This window comes from Pseudactinotalea sp. HY158 (assembly GCF_009660225.1).
GTDB lineage: Bacteria > Actinomycetota > Actinomycetes > Actinomycetales > Beutenbergiaceae > HY158.
This window is the reverse complement of the sequence record NZ_CP045920.1, coordinates 2,494,318-2,509,264: the sequence shown is the minus strand read 5'-3', so window position 1 is coordinate 2,509,264 and position 14,947 is coordinate 2,494,318. Positions and strand designations below refer to the sequence as shown.

12 protein-coding genes are annotated in these 14,947 nt (G+C 71.1%); 6 read left to right on the top strand and 6 right to left on the bottom strand.

All coding sequences use genetic code 11. The features are described 5' to 3' along the window. Positions 1-180: 180 nt before the first annotated feature. The 6 genes from GCE65_RS11050 to GCE65_RS11025 are packed head-to-tail and all read right to left on the bottom strand — an operon-like array spanning position 181 to position 8,040. On the bottom strand, positions 181-807 hold the full coding sequence (locus GCE65_RS11050; protein ID WP_228759907.1) for a TetR/AcrR family transcriptional regulator: 627 nt from the start codon (positions 805-807) through the stop codon (positions 181-183). A gap of 4 nt (positions 808-811) precedes the next feature. Continuing rightward, positions 812-2,830 carry a CocE/NonD family hydrolase gene (locus GCE65_RS11045; protein WP_153878427.1) on the bottom strand — a complete coding sequence of 673 codons (2,019 nt, stop codon included), beginning with the start codon at positions 2,828-2,830 and terminating at the stop codon, positions 812-814. After that, complete coding sequence (locus GCE65_RS11040; protein ID WP_153878426.1) at positions 2,830-4,545, bottom strand: ABC transporter ATP-binding protein; 1,716 nt, start codon at positions 4,543-4,545, stop codon at positions 2,830-2,832. Before GCE65_RS11040 ends, GCE65_RS11045 begins: the two co-directional genes overlap by 1 nt. Continuing rightward, positions 4,542-5,438, bottom strand: a complete 897-nt coding sequence (locus tag GCE65_RS11035; RefSeq protein WP_152910507.1) for an ABC transporter permease — start codon at positions 5,436-5,438, stop codon at positions 4,542-4,544. The genes GCE65_RS11040 and GCE65_RS11035 overlap by 4 nt, the downstream gene beginning before the upstream one ends. Then, positions 5,435-6,490 (bottom strand): ABC transporter permease, encoded by a 1,056-nt coding sequence (locus tag GCE65_RS11030; protein ID WP_152910508.1) that lies wholly within the window; start codon positions 6,488-6,490, stop codon positions 5,435-5,437. The genes GCE65_RS11035 and GCE65_RS11030 overlap by 4 nt, the downstream gene beginning before the upstream one ends. Further along, on the bottom strand, positions 6,487-8,040 hold the full coding sequence (locus GCE65_RS11025; protein ID WP_228759906.1) for an ABC transporter substrate-binding protein: 1,554 nt from the start codon (positions 8,038-8,040) through the stop codon (positions 6,487-6,489). Before GCE65_RS11025 ends, GCE65_RS11030 begins: the two co-directional genes overlap by 4 nt. Before the next feature lie 450 nt (positions 8,041-8,490). Between GCE65_RS11025 and GCE65_RS11020 the strand changes: the two genes are divergently transcribed. The 6 genes from GCE65_RS11020 (at position 8,491) to GCE65_RS10995 (ending at position 14,946) form a co-directional block, all read left to right on the top strand. Beyond that, complete coding sequence (locus GCE65_RS11020) at positions 8,491-9,978, top strand: cation:dicarboxylate symporter family transporter (protein ID WP_153878425.1); 1,488 nt, start codon at positions 8,491-8,493, stop codon at positions 9,976-9,978. A 213-nt stretch (positions 9,979-10,191) separates the two neighbouring features. After that, positions 10,192-11,616, top strand: a complete 1,425-nt coding sequence (tig, locus tag GCE65_RS11015) for a trigger factor (protein ID WP_153878424.1) — start codon at positions 10,192-10,194, stop codon at positions 11,614-11,616. Between the two features lie 187 nt (positions 11,617-11,803). Beyond that, complete coding sequence (locus tag GCE65_RS11010) at positions 11,804-12,415, top strand: ATP-dependent Clp protease proteolytic subunit (protein ID WP_370460111.1); 612 nt, start codon at positions 11,804-11,806, stop codon at positions 12,413-12,415. A 20-nt stretch (positions 12,416-12,435) separates the two neighbouring features. Beyond that, complete coding sequence (locus GCE65_RS11005; RefSeq protein ID WP_153878423.1) at positions 12,436-13,140, top strand: ATP-dependent Clp protease proteolytic subunit; 705 nt, start codon at positions 12,436-12,438, stop codon at positions 13,138-13,140. A 202-nt stretch (positions 13,141-13,342) separates the two neighbouring features. Then, positions 13,343-14,614: an ATP-dependent Clp protease ATP-binding subunit ClpX gene (clpX, locus tag GCE65_RS11000; protein WP_152910511.1), complete on the top strand. Its 1,272-nt coding sequence runs from the start codon at positions 13,343-13,345 to the stop codon at positions 14,612-14,614. Continuing rightward, the gene (locus GCE65_RS10995) at positions 14,614-14,946 is read left to right on the top strand and encodes a chorismate mutase (RefSeq protein WP_153878422.1); all 333 of its coding nucleotides are present in this window, start codon (positions 14,614-14,616) and stop codon (positions 14,944-14,946) included. Before clpX ends, GCE65_RS10995 begins: the two co-directional genes overlap by 1 nt. Position 14,947: the final 1 nt, after the last annotated feature.

Here is a 14,947-nt window from a genome sequence, read left to right as displayed (position 1 = left end):
AATCCGCGGAATCCGCACGGAAAGCCCGGCATCGGCCCTGGTCGGCGGGGAGAGTGCGGGTTTGGCCCTGGTCGGCGGGGGAATCGCGGATACGGCCCTGGTCGGCGTGGTCCGATCCGCGCGGCCGCACAGGCCCCTCAGCCCCTCAGGCCACTCGGCCCCTCAAGCCCCAGCGGCCGCTCAGGCCGCGAGCAGCGCCCGCGCGAACTCGTGCATCCAGGTCCGTGCGCGCACGGGCGTCAACGAGGTCACCCCCTGGGCCCACTGCGCGCCGAGCCCGTCGGAGTAGGCCGCGAGCTTGAGCGCGGCGGCCGCCGGGTCGACGGTCCGGAACGCCCCGCTCGCGACCCCCCGGGCGAGGACGCGGGCGCAGCACTCCTCCCAGTGCCGGATCCGGGAGTCGTGGGCCCCGGCGATCCCCGGACGCCGCGCCACGGCCGCCCAGTAGTGCGTCCAGATCCGCCAGTGCGAGAGCACCGCGGGCGAATCGTCGAACATCGGATCGATGAGCGCCGCTAGGGCCTGCCAGGGGTCGTCCTCGGCATCGGCCGTGGCCACCGCCGCCGCGTAGAACTCCCGCGCCTCGGTGATCACGACGGCCGAGAGGATCTCGTCCACCCCGGCGAAGTGATACGAGACCGTGCCCATCGACACCCCCGCGGCCGCCGCGATGTCGCGCAGCGAGGCCCGCGCCACCCCCTGGGCGGCGATCCGGGTGCGCGCGGCCTCGACGATCTGCCGGCGCCGCTGCGCCGGGGGGAGCCGGCGCCGGGCCACCTCGCTCACGCCCGCGACCGCGGGGCCCACGCACTCACACCGAGCTCCGCGGGATCACGTCCGTGTAGGTGCGCTCGAACGTGAGCCGCTCCTGCCCGGCGACCTCCGCGCGCGCCCGCACCCGCGCCGTGTAGGTGAAGTCGTCGCCGGTCGAGGTGAGCGCGGTCTCCGTGCGCACGAACGCCCGCCAGTCGTCCTTGGCGAGCTCGAGCTCCCACGAGGTGCGCGCCGTCGGGGAGGTGGGGTCGCCCTCGACGATCCGGTAGGTCTCGAGCGCGTCCTCGAGGAACACGAGCCCGTCCGGGTACCGGCGGGTGCCGCCGTAGCGCGGATCCACCCGCAGCGACGTCTCGCCGGCGGCCACGTCGTGGCTGGTCACCCGCTCCGGTCCCGGCAGCGGCGCGCGCTCCGGCGTGGTCACCGGGATCGGGCGGGCGTGCACCGCCGGCCCGAACTCCACCGGCACGGCCGCCGGATCGAGCAGCGGCAGCTCGATCGAGCCGGCCGACAGGTCGACCGAGAGCGCCCCGGCCTGCCCGTGCGGCCACACCCACGGCCAGTAGTGGTTGCTCAGCGCCACTCGCAGGGTGTGCCCGGCCGGGAACGAGTATCCGGCGGCCTTGAGCGCGATCTCCACGTCGACGTCCTCGCCCGGGACGAGCTCGTCGCTGCGGTCCATGCCCGCCCGCCGCAGCAGGTTGAGCACCCCGAGGGTCACGAGCGTCGAGGAGCCGTCCGGGGCGACGTCGCACAGCCGCACGACGACGTTGGCCCGCGGCGCATCGCTGCTCAGCCGCAGCCGCACGAGCGCGCGCCCCACGAGGTCGAGGCCGGCCTCGCCCACCGGCAGGTCGACGCACGCCGAACGCCCGTCCTCCGCGCGCTGGTCGACCGGCAGGTCGGCCGCGTTCCCGAACGGGAAGTAGCGGCCCGCGTCCTGGCCCGTGTTCCACGGGCTGTCCACCGCGATCCGGCCCTCGCCCAGGCGAAGGCGTACGGACGGCGCGGCGCCCCTGCCCGGGCGAGCGGCGTCGTCCGTAGGCCAGTCGAGGCCACGCCAGCGGCCGCTGCGCTCGCGGATATAGGGCGAGGGCCGTTCGGAGTCGGTCACCCACACGCGCAGCCGCGGCTCCGCCATGACGTCGGTGCCGGCGCCCCGCAGCCAGTGGTCCCACCAGCGCAGGGTCTCGCCGAGGAAGTCGATCTGGGGGCCGGGGGCGAGTTCGCGGTCGGGGTACTGGTGCGACCACGGCCCGATGATCCCGCGCACGGGGCCCGGCAGGTTCTCCAGCAGCCGCAGCACGGTGTCGCGGTAGGGGTCGGACCAGCCGCCCACGGCGAGCACGGCCGCCGAGATGCCCGGATAGTTCTCGCAGGCGCTGCCGCGGCGCCAGTAGTCGTCGCGGTCCTGGTGGGCGAGCCAGCGCGGCCCGAGCGGGTACTGGCCCTCGAGCCGCTCCCGCCAGGAGTCCACCCAGTCGGGCCCGACGGCGTCGGGGTGCGGCGGGCGGGAGGCGAAGGCGAGCATCGTGCCCGCCCAGGCCGACATGTCGATCCCGAGGAGCGCGCCGCCGATGTAGTGCACGTCGTTGTCGTAGCGGTCGTCGGTCGAGCACACGGTCACGATCGCCTTGAGCGCGGCGGGGGCGCGTTCGGCGAGCTGGAGGGAGTTGAATCCGCCCCAGGAGATCCCGAACATCCCCACGTTCCCGTTGCTCCACGGCGCCCGGGCGAGCCAGTCGATCAGCTCCACCCCGTCGTCGAGCTCGGCGGGGGAGTACTCGTCGGTGAACAGGCCCTCCGAGCCGCCGGTGCCGCGCACGTCCACCCGCACCGAGGCGTACCCGTGGGCGGCGTAGTAGGGGTGGCGCTCGCTGTCGCGCACCGAGGTCCAGTCGTCGAGCCGGTAGGGCAGGTACTCCAGCACCACCGGCACGCCGCCGGCCGGGATCTCGGCCGGCAGCCACACCCGCCCGCGCAGCCGGGTGCCGTCGGCGAGCGGGATCCACAGGTCCCGCACCTCGATTGCGGCGGGGTCGATCTCCACCTGCATCAGGCGTTCACTCCTTCGTCCATGCGAACAACGTGGTCGGGTCCCACGCGGCGTAGCTGCGCGGACCCGTCGATCTGGAAACGACGGTGTTCGACATCGTCGTCGGGGAGGCGCGCCTGCCCAGGCTCGACCACGGAGTCGAGCAGCGTGCGCGTGTAGGGGTGGCGCGGATCGGCGAACAGCTCGGACGTCGGTGCCGATTCCACGATGTGGCCGGAGTTCATCACCACGATCCGGTGGGCGAGGCGGCGCACGACGGCCAGGTCGTGGCTGATGAACAGGCACGCGAGGCCGCGCCGCTCCCGGAGTTCGTCGAGCAGGTCGAGCACCTCGGCCTGCACGGACACGTCCAGGGCGGTGGTCGGCTCATCGGCGATGAGCAGGCTCGGGCGGGCGGCGAGCGCGCGCGCGATACCGACGCGCTGGCGCTGCCCGCCCGAGAGCTGACCCGGCAGGCGCGGCGCGAATTCTGGCCCGAGCCCCACTTCGATCAGAAGCTGCTCCACCTCGGCGCGCCGCTGGTTGCGGGAGAGGATGCCGAACACTGTGAGCGGGCGGGCGATGGCATCGGCGACGGACCTGCGCGGGTTGAGGGCCAGGTCGGCGTTCTGGAACACCATCTGGACGCCGCGGCGGACCGCGCGCGGCCGGCGCGCGACCGGTCCGCCCAGGTCGTGGGAGGCGCCGTCGGCGTCCCGCAGGGTCATCCGGCCGGCCTCGATCCGCACGAGTCCGGCCAGCGCCGTGGCCACGGTCGACTTGCCCGATCCGGACTCACCCACGAGCGCGACCGTCTCCGAATGGCGCACCTGCACTCCGAAGTCGGTCACCGCCCGGCGCGGGGCATGCGGGTAGCGGATGTCCACGCCCTCGCAGGCGAGCACCACGTCGGCGCCGAGGTCGAGCAGGGGCGGCGGCTCCGTGCCCTCGATGCGGGGCGCGGCGGCCAGCAGCTCGCGGGTGTAGTCGGCCCGCGGCGCGGTGAGTACCTGGGAGGTCGGGCCGTGCTCGACGTCCGCTCCGGTGCGCATGACGACGACCTCGTCGCTCACGGCCGAGACCACGCCGAGGTCGTGGCTGACGATGAGCACCGCCATCCCGAGCTCGTCGCGCAGGTCGGCCACGAGCGCGAGCACCGCGGCCTGGGTGATGACGTCCAGGGCGGTGGTGGGCTCGTCGAGCACGAGCACCTTCGGGCCCGGTGCGATCGCCATGGCGATCGTCACGCGCTGCTGCTGCCCACCGGAGAGTTCGTGCGGATAGCGCCGGGCGAGCTGCGCGGGCGAGGGTAGGCGGACCCTGGCGAGCAGCTCGTGCACCCGGTCGTCTCCTGCGGGCAGCCCGTGCACGGCCAGCGCCTCGCGGATCTGTTCACCGATCCGCATGGACGGTGTGAGGGAGTGCCCGGCGTTCTGCGGCACGAGGGCGACCGTGCGCCCCCGCAGTGCGCGCAGGTCCCGCGGGGCGAGGGCGAACACGTCCCGCCCCTGCACCTCGACGGTTCCCGAGTCGATCGCCGAGCCGGGCCGCAGGTGGCCGAGCAGTGTGTCGGCCACGGTGGACTTGCCGGAGCCGGACTCGCCCACGAGGCCGAGCGTGCGCCCGGCCCTCAGGTCGAGGGAGAGGTCGTCGACGACGCGCACCCGGCCGGTGCCGGCGGCGTAGGAGATGGTCAGCCCGCTGATCCGGGCGGTGAGATCGGTGGTGACGGTCATGACTGCACTCCTCGCTGGGCCCGGTCCACTCCGAAGTACTTGCCGAGCCCGTCGGCGGCCAGGTTGAGCCCGACCACGAGCGCCGCGAGCGCGACGATCGGGGCGAGCGTTCCGGCCGGCGCCACGGTCAGGGCGGTGCGGTTCTCCTGGATCATCAGGCCCCAGTCCGGCGCGGGAGGGTTCACGCCGAAGCCGAGGAACGACAGGGTCGAGACGAGCAGCACGACCCATGAGGCGCGCATCGCGAACTCCACGAGCACGACGTCGAGGATATTCGGCAGGACCTCCCGGAAGATGATGGACGGCGCCCGCTCGCCTCGGGCGCGGGCGGCACGAACGTAGTCGCTCGTGAGTACGGGCCGGGTCGCGCCGCGGATGACGAGCGCCACGGCCGGCACGTAGACCACCGAGATCGCCAGCACGAGCACGGGGATGGAGTTTCCGAACACGGAGACGATGAGCAGCAGGGCGAGCACGGCGGGAACGGCGAGGATCGAGTCGAGCAGGCGGCTGATGACGCTGTCGACCCAGCGGCCGTAGAACGCCGCGATCGTGCCGATGATCGTGCCGAGCACCACCGCGCAGACAGTTGCCAGCAGCGCGACGGTCAGCGCGAACCGGCCGCCGAGCAACAGCCGGGACAGCACGTCCCGGCCGTAGGCGTCGGTACCGAGCCAGTGGTCCCAACCGGCGCCCGCCAGGGCGTTCTCGGCGTCGGTCGCCACCGGGTCGTACGGGGCGAGCAACGGGGCGGCCAGGGCGACGAGCACGGTGATCGCCACGAGCACGAGCCCGATTCGGGTGGAGCGGTCCAGATCCGCGCGGAACGCGTGCAGTGCGCGGCGCAGGACGTGGGGGCGGGGTGCCCCGGTGGGGGCGGTGGGAGCGGTCATGCCGTCACCTCCTGGTCGGGCCGCCCGGAGGGGGCGTGCGGGGTCGGTGCGTCGACGTGGCCGGGCGGGCCGCCCGGCGTCGGCGTGTCCCCGCCCCGCGCGCGCCGTCCGTACGTGCGCAGGCGGGGATCGACGGTCAGGGCGGTCAGATCGGCGATGAGGTTGGCCACCACGTAGACGAGTGCGGAGAGGATGGCGATCGCCTGCAGCACGGGCAGGTCACGGGTGGACACGGAGTCGAGCATGAGCTTGCCGAGGCCGGGATAGTTGAATACGGACTCGACCACGACGACGCCGCCGAGGAGCCAGGCCACGTTGATCGAGGCGATCGGCAGCACGGGCAGCACGGCGGTCGGGGCGACGTGCCGCCACAGCACGCGCCGCCGGGGCACGCCCTTGAGGGTCGACAGGGTCGCGTATTCGGTCGCGAGACCGTCGATGGCGGAGGAGCGCATCGCGCGGATGATGTAGGCCGCCATCGAGATGATGAGCGTGACGGCCGGCAGGATCGCGGCCGGTGCCAGCTCGCCGAAGGATGCCGAGGGGCCCTGCACGACCACGGCCGGGAAGATCGGCAGGAGGATCGCCAGCAGCAGCACGAGCACCGTGGCGACGACGAACTCCGGGATGCTCATGCCGAGCAGCGCGAGCACGGAGATCGTCGAGTCGGTGGCCCGGCCGCGGCGCGCGGCGGCCCGGATCCCGAGCCAGATCGAGCCGGCCACCCCGACGATGATTGCGGGCAGGGCGATGATCAGGGTGTTGGCGAACGCGGACCAGACGCCGGCGGCGACGGGCTCGCCGGAGACGAGCGAGGTGCCGAAGTCGCCGCGGACGGCGCCGGCGATCCAGTCGGCGAAGCGCACCCAGACCCCCTGGTCGAGGCCGAGCCGGGCGCGCATCGCCTCGAGGGCCTCGGGGGTCGCGTCCTGGCCGAGGAGCTGGGCGGCCACGTCGCCGGGGAGGGCCTGCACCGCGAAGAACACGAAGAACGCGGTGAGGAAGAGCGTGATGATCCCGGTCGCGAGCCGGGTGAGCACGAGCCGGGTCATCGTTCCTCCCTCAGGCCGATGGTCAGATAGTCGAATTCGAAGCCGTACTCGTCGTAGTTGACGACGTTGGTCGACAGTCCCACGAGCCGGTCGCCGAAGACCGGGGTGAGGTCGGCGCCGTCGGCCACGATGAGCCGCTGGGCGTCCTGGTACTTGGCGAGCCGGGTGGCGTCGTTGGTGTCGGCGCGGGCGGCGTCGAGCAGGTCGTCGAACTGCGGATTCGACCAGGCGGACTCGTTGTAGCTCGACCCGGTGCGGAAGACCTGGTTGAGGAGCTGGTCGATCGGGCGGCCCGTGAACCAGTAGCTCACCATGAGGGGCTGCGCCATCCAGATCTGGGTGTAGTAGGAGTCGGCCGAGACGTTCGTGATGTCGAGGCGGATCCCGGCCTCGCGGACCTGGTGGGCGAAGGAGGTGGCGATCGCCGTGAAGTTCGGCTCGTAGGCGGAGGTGTAGATCTTCGTGCGGAAGTCCTCCCGGCCGATCTCCTTGAGCAGCGCGCGGGCCTTGTCCGGGTCGTATTCGCGCTCGACCTCGGTGAAGGCGGCCATCTGCGGCGGCACGGGGTTGTCCCAGCCGGGGGTGCCGGTGCCCTGCAGGGCGGTGGCGAGCACCCGGCGGGGGTCGTAGGCGAGCTTCATCGCCTCGCGCATCTTCGGGTCGGAGAACTCCTCGCTCGTGGCGAGCATCGGGATCGTGTACCACTGCGCGTTCTCGACCCGGGCCACGGTCGTGCCGGGGGAGCCGGCCACGACCCGGGCGGTCGCGTTGTCGAGGTTCGTCTGGCTGAGCAGGTCGACCTGGCGGGCGAGCAGCGCGTTCACCCGGGCGGAGGTGTCCTGGATGGAGAAGAACTCGATGGCGTCGAGGACGGGGCGGCCGTCGAAGTAGTCCTCGTTCGCGCGCACCTTGCCGGCGCCGGCGGGCTCGTAGGACTCGAGCACGAAGGGCCCGGTGCCGATGCCGGTCCGGCCGATCTCGCCCGCGGAGTCCTCGGGGATGACATAGCACTGGTAGGCGGTGAGCAGGGAGGGGAACTCGGCGTTCGGGGTCGACAGGTTGAACCGGATCGTCGTCGCATCGACCGCGTCCATCGAGTCGACGAGCGCGAGCGGGCCGGCCTGGGGCGAGCCCGTGTCGGGATCGAGGATGTGCCCGAACGTGTAGCGCACGTCGCGGGCGGTGAGCGGGCGGCCGTCGTGGAAGCGCACCCCGGGGCGCAGCTGGAAGGTCCACGTCGTGGCGTCGGCGTTGCTCGACCATTCGGTCGCGAGGTCCGGCACGGTCTCGCCGTTGCGGTCGAGTCGGACCACGCGGTTGTAGATGGCCCCGAGGTATTCGTAGGCGGAGAGCGCGCTCGCGGGATCGAGGGTCTCGGCGGCGCTGGCGGCGGGGCGGGCGATGCGCATCGTCGCGCCGGGAACCGCGGCGCCGGTCGCGGCCCGCTCGGGCACGGTGAGTGGGGGAGCCCCGCAGGCGGCCAGGCCCACGGTGGCGGCACCGCCGACGAGTCCCGCCAGGAAGATGCGGCGGTCGATCGGATGGGTCACAGAGCCTCCTCAGGCTAATCGGGCACTTGCACGATAGGGGCTCGTGGCCGATTCGTGGGGGGTTCTTGAGGCGAGATCGGGCGCGCTTGACCGAGTCCTGACCAATTCCCGGCACCGTCGCATCCGCGCCCTGGTGCGCGAAGGTCGCCGGATGTGCCGCCCTCGACACGGCCCCCCGCGCGCCCCCGAAAGTCCGTCTCAGGATTCGAGATTTCCTCGGCTCGCGCGGTCGGCGGCCCGGCGCGGGTGAACTGGGCCACCGCCCGCCGGTGATGTCGACCACGGTCCGGCGCGGGGGTCGGCCCCGCGGTGGCGGGGAAACGCCGGCCGGCTGTGAGCGCGGTCTCAGAGTTCACGTCGTGAAACTCAAATCTTGCATTGTGGAAACATGTCGGGTCTCGTACGGTCGGCCCGAGCCCCACAGGGGGGCCAACGACCAAGGAGGGTCACGTGTCCATCGCTGCTGTGGCCGAGGGCAACGCCGGCCGGCTCAAGAAACGGCCGTTCTACACCTCGCTGTTCTTCCAACTCATCGCCGCCGTCGTCCTCGGCATCTCGATCGGACACCTGTTCCCCGATCTGGGCCAGCAGCTGCGGCCCCTGGGCGACGGCTTCATCCGGCTGATCAAGATGATCATCGCCCCGCTCATCTTCCTCGTCATCGTCACCGGCATCTCGGCGGTGGGGGACGTCAAGTCCGTCGGCCGGGTCGGCGTCAAGGCGCTGCTGTACTTCACCGTCGCCACCGGCTTCGCGCTGACGTTCGGCCTCATCGTGGCCAATATCGCCCAGCCGGGTGCGGGCATGGACATCGACCCCGCCACCCTCGACTCCTCGGCGCTCGACGGCGTGACCGGCCAGGCCCAGTCCGGCGCGGAGTTCGTGCTCGGGGTCATCCCGGTGAGCGTGCTCGGCGCCTTCGCGGAGAACAACCTGCTCCAGGTGCTGTTCTTCGCGGTGTTCTTCGGTGCGGCGGTCGTGGTCATCGGGCAGAAGAAGTGCGCCCCGGTGCTCACCCTCTTCGAGACCATCCTCGAGGTCGTCTTCCGGATCATGGCCTGGGTCATGCGGGTCGCCCCGATCGGGGCGCTCGGCGCGATGGCCTTCATCATCGGCCAGTACGGCATCGAGACCCTCGGCACGTTCGGCAAGCTCATCCTCGCCTGCTACGCGGCCGCGCTCGTGTTCATGGGCCTGCTCTTCGTGGTCGCCTGGACCTTGGCGCGGGTGCCGTTGTGGCAGTTCATCAAGTACACCCGCGAGGAATTCCTGCTCGCGCTGGGCACGGCCTCGACCGAGGCGGTCATGCCGCGGATCATGACGAAGCTGACCAACGCGGGCTGCTCGCGGGCCACGGTCGGGCTCGTGGTGCCGACGGGCTACAGCTTCAACCTCGACGGTGCCGCGATCTACCTGTCGATCTCACTGCTCTTCCTGGCCCAGGCCTTCGGTCACGACCTGACCCTCGGCCAGCAGATCGCCGCCCTGGGGATCCTGCTCCTCACCTCCAAGGGGATGGCCGGCGTGCCGGGGTCGAGCTTCCTCGCCCTGTCCGCGACGGCCGCCGCGCTCGGGATCTTCCCCGTCGCCGGTGTCGCGCTCCTGCTCGGGGCCGACCGGATCATGGATTCGATGCGGGTGAGCGTCAACCTGCTCGGCAACTGCGTCGCCACCTTCGTCGTGGCAGCGTGGGAGAAGCAGCTCGACCGCGACATGATGCGTCGCGCATTCGCCGGAGAGATCACGAACGAGGCCTCCGCCATCATCCTCGACGCCGAGGAGGAGTTCGAGGAGGACGAGGCGATCCGCGCGGAGCAGGGACTGCCCTCCGCCCCCCGCTGGACGGGTGCCCCCAGCGTAGAGACCAGCGTCGAGCCCGGTGTCGAGGCCGGCGCGGGCATCGGGGCCGAACCGGTCGGCGCGCGATCCGGCCGGTAGTGGCTCAGCACGGCGCTACGCACGCGCGGCGGCGTAGCGCCGTGAGGAAGACCTCGGATTCGAGTGTGTCCAGCGGTGCCGTAGCATGGGAGAGTTGTCCTCAATCCCGAGGTGTGCGCTCGCGTGCCATCGGGCACCGACCGGGCGCCGGCTCCCGACCCGTCGAATCGACGCGGTCACGGCGCCACCACCGACTTGACTGGAGTGCAGTACGTGAAGAGCGCTGTCGAGAACATCGACCCGACCCGGGTCAAGCTGACCGTCGAGGTCCCGCTGGAGGAGATCCAGACCCACGTGGACCAGGCCTATAAGGACGTCGCGGCGCAGGTGAACATCCCCGGCTTCCGGCGCGGCAAGGTGCCCCCGCGCATCATCGACCAGCGCGTGGGCCGGCCCGCGGTGCTCGAGCAGGCCGTCAACGCGGCCATGCCCGACCTCTACGGCCAGGCCGTCGCCGACGCCGACATCAAGCCGATCGGCCGCCCCTCCCTCGACGTCACCGCCGTGCCCGGCATCACCGAGGACGCGAACGACCTCGTGTTCACCGTCGAGGTCGACACCCGCCCCGAGTTCAGCCTCCCCGAGCTCGCGGAGGTCACGCTCACCGTCGATGACGCCGAGGTGAGCGAGGCCGACATCGACGACGCCCTCAACGGCCAGCGCGAGCACTACGCCACCCTCGTGAGCGTCGAGCGGGCCGCCGCCGACGGCGACTACGTCACGATCGACATGGCCGCGAGCATCGACGGCGAGGAGATCGACACGGTCGCGGGCGTCTCCTACGAGATCGGCTCGGGCAACATGCTCGAGGGGCTCGACGAGGCCCTCATCGGCCTCGAGGCCGGCGGCAGCACGACGTTCGAGGCCCCGCTCGCCGGCGGCGAGCACGCCGGCGCGAACGCCCAGATCGAGGTGACCGTCGGCGCCGTCAAGGAGCAGGAGCTGCCCGAGGCGGACGACGACTTCGCCCAGACCGCCTCGGAGTTCGACACGATCGCCGAGCTGCGCGAGAGCCTGCGCGGGCAGGTGGCCGACGCCAAGGCGAACAACCGCGCCGTGCAGGCCCGCGACCTGCTCCTCGAGCACCTCCTCGGGGCCACCGACTTCCCGGTGCCCACCGGAGTGATCGAGGACGAGGTGCACAGTCACCTCGAGGGCGAGGGCCGCCTGGAGGACGACGAGCACCGCGCCGAGGTGACCGAGGAGGCCACGAAGGCCCTGCGCCGTCAGCTCGTGCTCGACGCCCTGAGCGAGCAGGTCGAGCCGCAGGTCGGCCAGCAGGAGCTCGTGGAGTACCTGCTGCGCATGGCCCAGCAGTCCCGCCAGGACCCGAACGAGTTCATCGCCAACGCCGACAAGAACGGTCAGATCCCGCTGTTCGTGGCCGAGCTGACCCGCAACAAGGCGCTCGCGATCGCGCTGCGCGCGGTGAGCGTCGTCGACGCCGCCGGCGAGGCCGTCGACCTGAGCGCCTACATCGGCTCGGACGAGGAGGACGCCGCCGCGGCGGCGGCCGCCGGGAACTTCGTCGATGTGACCGGTGACGTCGAGGCGGCGGCCGAGGAGGCCGTCGTCGTCGAGGACGACTCGAACGAGGACGCCTCGGATGAGGACTCGGAGGAGTCCAAGGACGCCTGAGTCGCGAATCGCGCGTGAACGGCCGGCGGGACGACCCGCCGGCCGTTCGCATGTCGAGGCGCGGTGCGGCCCATCGAGGCGGGCCGCGGGGCTGTGCGCTGGCAGCGAAACAACGGCGCCCGCGGGCAGGTCCGAGGCCGGGGCGGCGTTAGAGTCTGGTGAGCCACCCGCGAAGTCAGGAGCATCCGTGAGTCACACACCCGATCGCATCACCGCCGCAGCGTCCGAGCCCTCGCAGTCGACGCTCGGCGACAGCATCTACAACCGCCTGCTCAAGGAGCGGATCATCTGGCTCGGTTCGGAGGTTCGCGACGAGAACGCCAACCAGATCTGCGCCCAGATGCTGCTGCTCGCGGCCGAGGACCCCGACAAGGACATCTCGCTGTACATCAACTCCCCGGGTGGCTCGGTCACGGCGGGCATGGCGATCTACGACACGATGCAGTACGTGCAGCCGGACGTGGCCACGTTCGGCATGGGGATGGCCGCCTCGATGGGCCAGTTCCTGCTCGCCTCGGGCACGAAGGGCAAGCGCTTCGCCACCCCGCACGCCCGGGTGATGATGCACCAGCCCTCCGGCGGCATCGGCGGCACCGCCACCGATATCAAGATCAACGCCGAGCTCATCCTGCACATGAAGCGCACGATGGCCGAACTCACGGCGGAGCAGACCGGCAAGTCCGTCGAACAGATCAACAAGGATGCCGACCGGGACCGCTGGTTCACGGCCGACGAGGCGCTCGAATACGGCTTCATCGACCACGTGATCGTCCACGCGGCCGCCATGAACCAGAAGTAACCATCAAGGAGACAGCACACGTGCGTAATTTCGGCAATCTTCAACAGCACGATCGGCCCGGCGCGTTCACCACCCGGGCCGGTGCTCCCGGTGGCCTCGCCCCCGCCCCGAGCTCACGGTACGTCCTGCCTCAGTTCGAGGAGCGGACGGCCTACGGCTTCAAGCGCCAGGACCCCTACACCAAACTCTTCGAGGACCGCATCATCTTCCTCGGGGTACAGGTGGACGACGCGTCCGCCGACGACGTCATGGCCCAGCTCCTCGTGCTCGAGAGCCAGGACCCGGACGGCCTCATCACCCTGTACATCAACTCACCCGGCGGCTCGTTCACCGCGATGACCGCGATCTACGACACGATGCAGTACATCAAGCCGCAGATCCAGACGGTCTGCCTCGGCCAGGCCGCCTCCGCCGCGGCCGTGCTGCTCGCCGCCGGCTCGCCCGGCAAGCGGCTCGCGCTACCGAACGCCCGCGTGCTCATCCACCAGCCCGCGATGGAGGGCGGCTACGCCCAGGCCTCGGACATCGAGATCCACGCGAACGAGATGATCCGGATGCGCGAATGGCTCGAGGACACCCTCGCCCGGCACACCGGCCGGGACGTGGAGCTCGTGCGCAACGACATCGAGCGCGACAAGATCCTCTCCGCCCAGGCCTCGCTCGAGTACGGCCTCGTGGACCAGGTGCTCGAGAGCCGCAAGACGCCGGAGCTGCCGTCGGCGTGATCGGCGAATGCACGGCGTATGGACGACGCAGCTCGCCTCGGGAGGGTCTGCCCCGTGTGATCGACACGCGGCAGACCCTCTCGCGTTGACGAGGGGGCGAGCATAGAGTGGCCTGGCGCGCATCCGCCGATCGACAACAATGGGCTGATGCGAGTCCGCCCCTGCCGTCACCGGCAGGAATCGTGAGAGGAATGAGGAAGAGATGGCGCGCGTAGGCGAAGGCGGCGATCTGCTCAAGTGTTCCTTCTGTGGCAAGTCCCAGAAGCAGACGAAGCGACTGATCGCCGGCCCCGGCGTGTACATCTGCGTCGAGTGCATCGAGCTGTGCAACGAGATCGTCGAGGAGGAACTCGCCGAGACCGTCGAGACCGAGCTGACCGAGCTGCCCAAGCCGAGGGAGATCTTCGACTTCCTCGAGGAGTACATCATCGGCCAGGACTCGGCGAAGCGCTCGCTCGCGGTCGCCGTCTACAACCACTACAAGCGGGTGCGGGCCGGGGTCGAGAACCCGACGGTGGGGGAGGGCGAGGTCGAGCTGGCGAAGTCGAACATCCTGCTCATCGGCCCGACCGGCTGCGGCAAGACCTACCTGGCCCAGACGCTGGCGAAGATGCTCAACGTGCCGTTCGCGATCGCCGACGCCACGGCGCTCACCGAGGCCGGCTACGTCGGGGAGGATGTGGAGAACATCCTGCTCAAGCTGCTCCAGGCCGCGGACTTCGACGTGAAGAAGGCCGAGACCGGCATCATCTACATCGACGAGATCGACAAGATCTCGCGCAAGTCCGAGAACCCCTCGATCACCCGCGACGTCTCCGGGGAGGGCGTGCAGCAGGCGCTGCTCAAGATCCTCGAGGGCACCCAGGCGTCGGTGCCGCCGCAGGGCGGACGCAAGCACCCCCATCAGGACTTCCTCACGATCGACACCTCGAACGTGCTGTTCATCGTGGCCGGGGCGTTCGCCGGGCTGGACGAGATCATCGCGGGCCGGGCCGGGCGGCGCGGGATCGGGTTCGGCTCCCCGCTGCACAGCGCCGACACCGTGGACGTCATCGACGACGTCATGCCCGAGGACCTGCTGAAGTTCGGCCTCATCCCCGAGTTCATCGGCCGGCTGCCGGTCATCAGCACGGTCACCCCGCTCGACGACGACGCGCTCGTGCGGATCCTCACCGAGCCGCGCAACGCCCTGATCAAGCAGTATCAGCGCATGTTCGAGATGGACGGCGTGGAGCTGGAGTTCACCGAGGAGGCCACGGTCGCCATCGCCGGGCAGGCGATCCTGCGCGGCACCGGTGCCCGCGGGCTCCGGGCCATCCTCGAGGAGGTGCTCGCCGGGGTGATGTTCGACGTGCCGAGCCGCGACGACGTGGCCCGCGTGGTCATCACCGACGAGGTCGTGCTCGAGAACGTCAACCCGACCCTCGTGCCCCGGGAGGCTCCGAAGAACGAGCCGCGGGAGAAGAGCGCCTGATGGGCGAGCCCGCGGCACCGGGTGTCGGGCTGCCCGAGGAGCTGCTGCGCATCCGCGGCAGCATCGACAACATCGACGCCGCGCTCGTGCACCTGCTCGCCGAACGGTTCAAGTGCACCCAGCGGGTCGGCCTGCTCAAGGCACACTCGGGGCTGCCGCCCTCGGATCCGGCGCGGGAGGAGCGGCAGATCGCGCGGCTGCGGGCGCTGGCACACGACGCCGGACTCGACCCGGTCTTCGCCGAGAAGTTCCTCGGGTTCATCGTGGCCGAGGTGATCCAGCACCACGAGGACATCGCGGGCACCCACGCCGCGGACACCCGGGTCGAGTAGC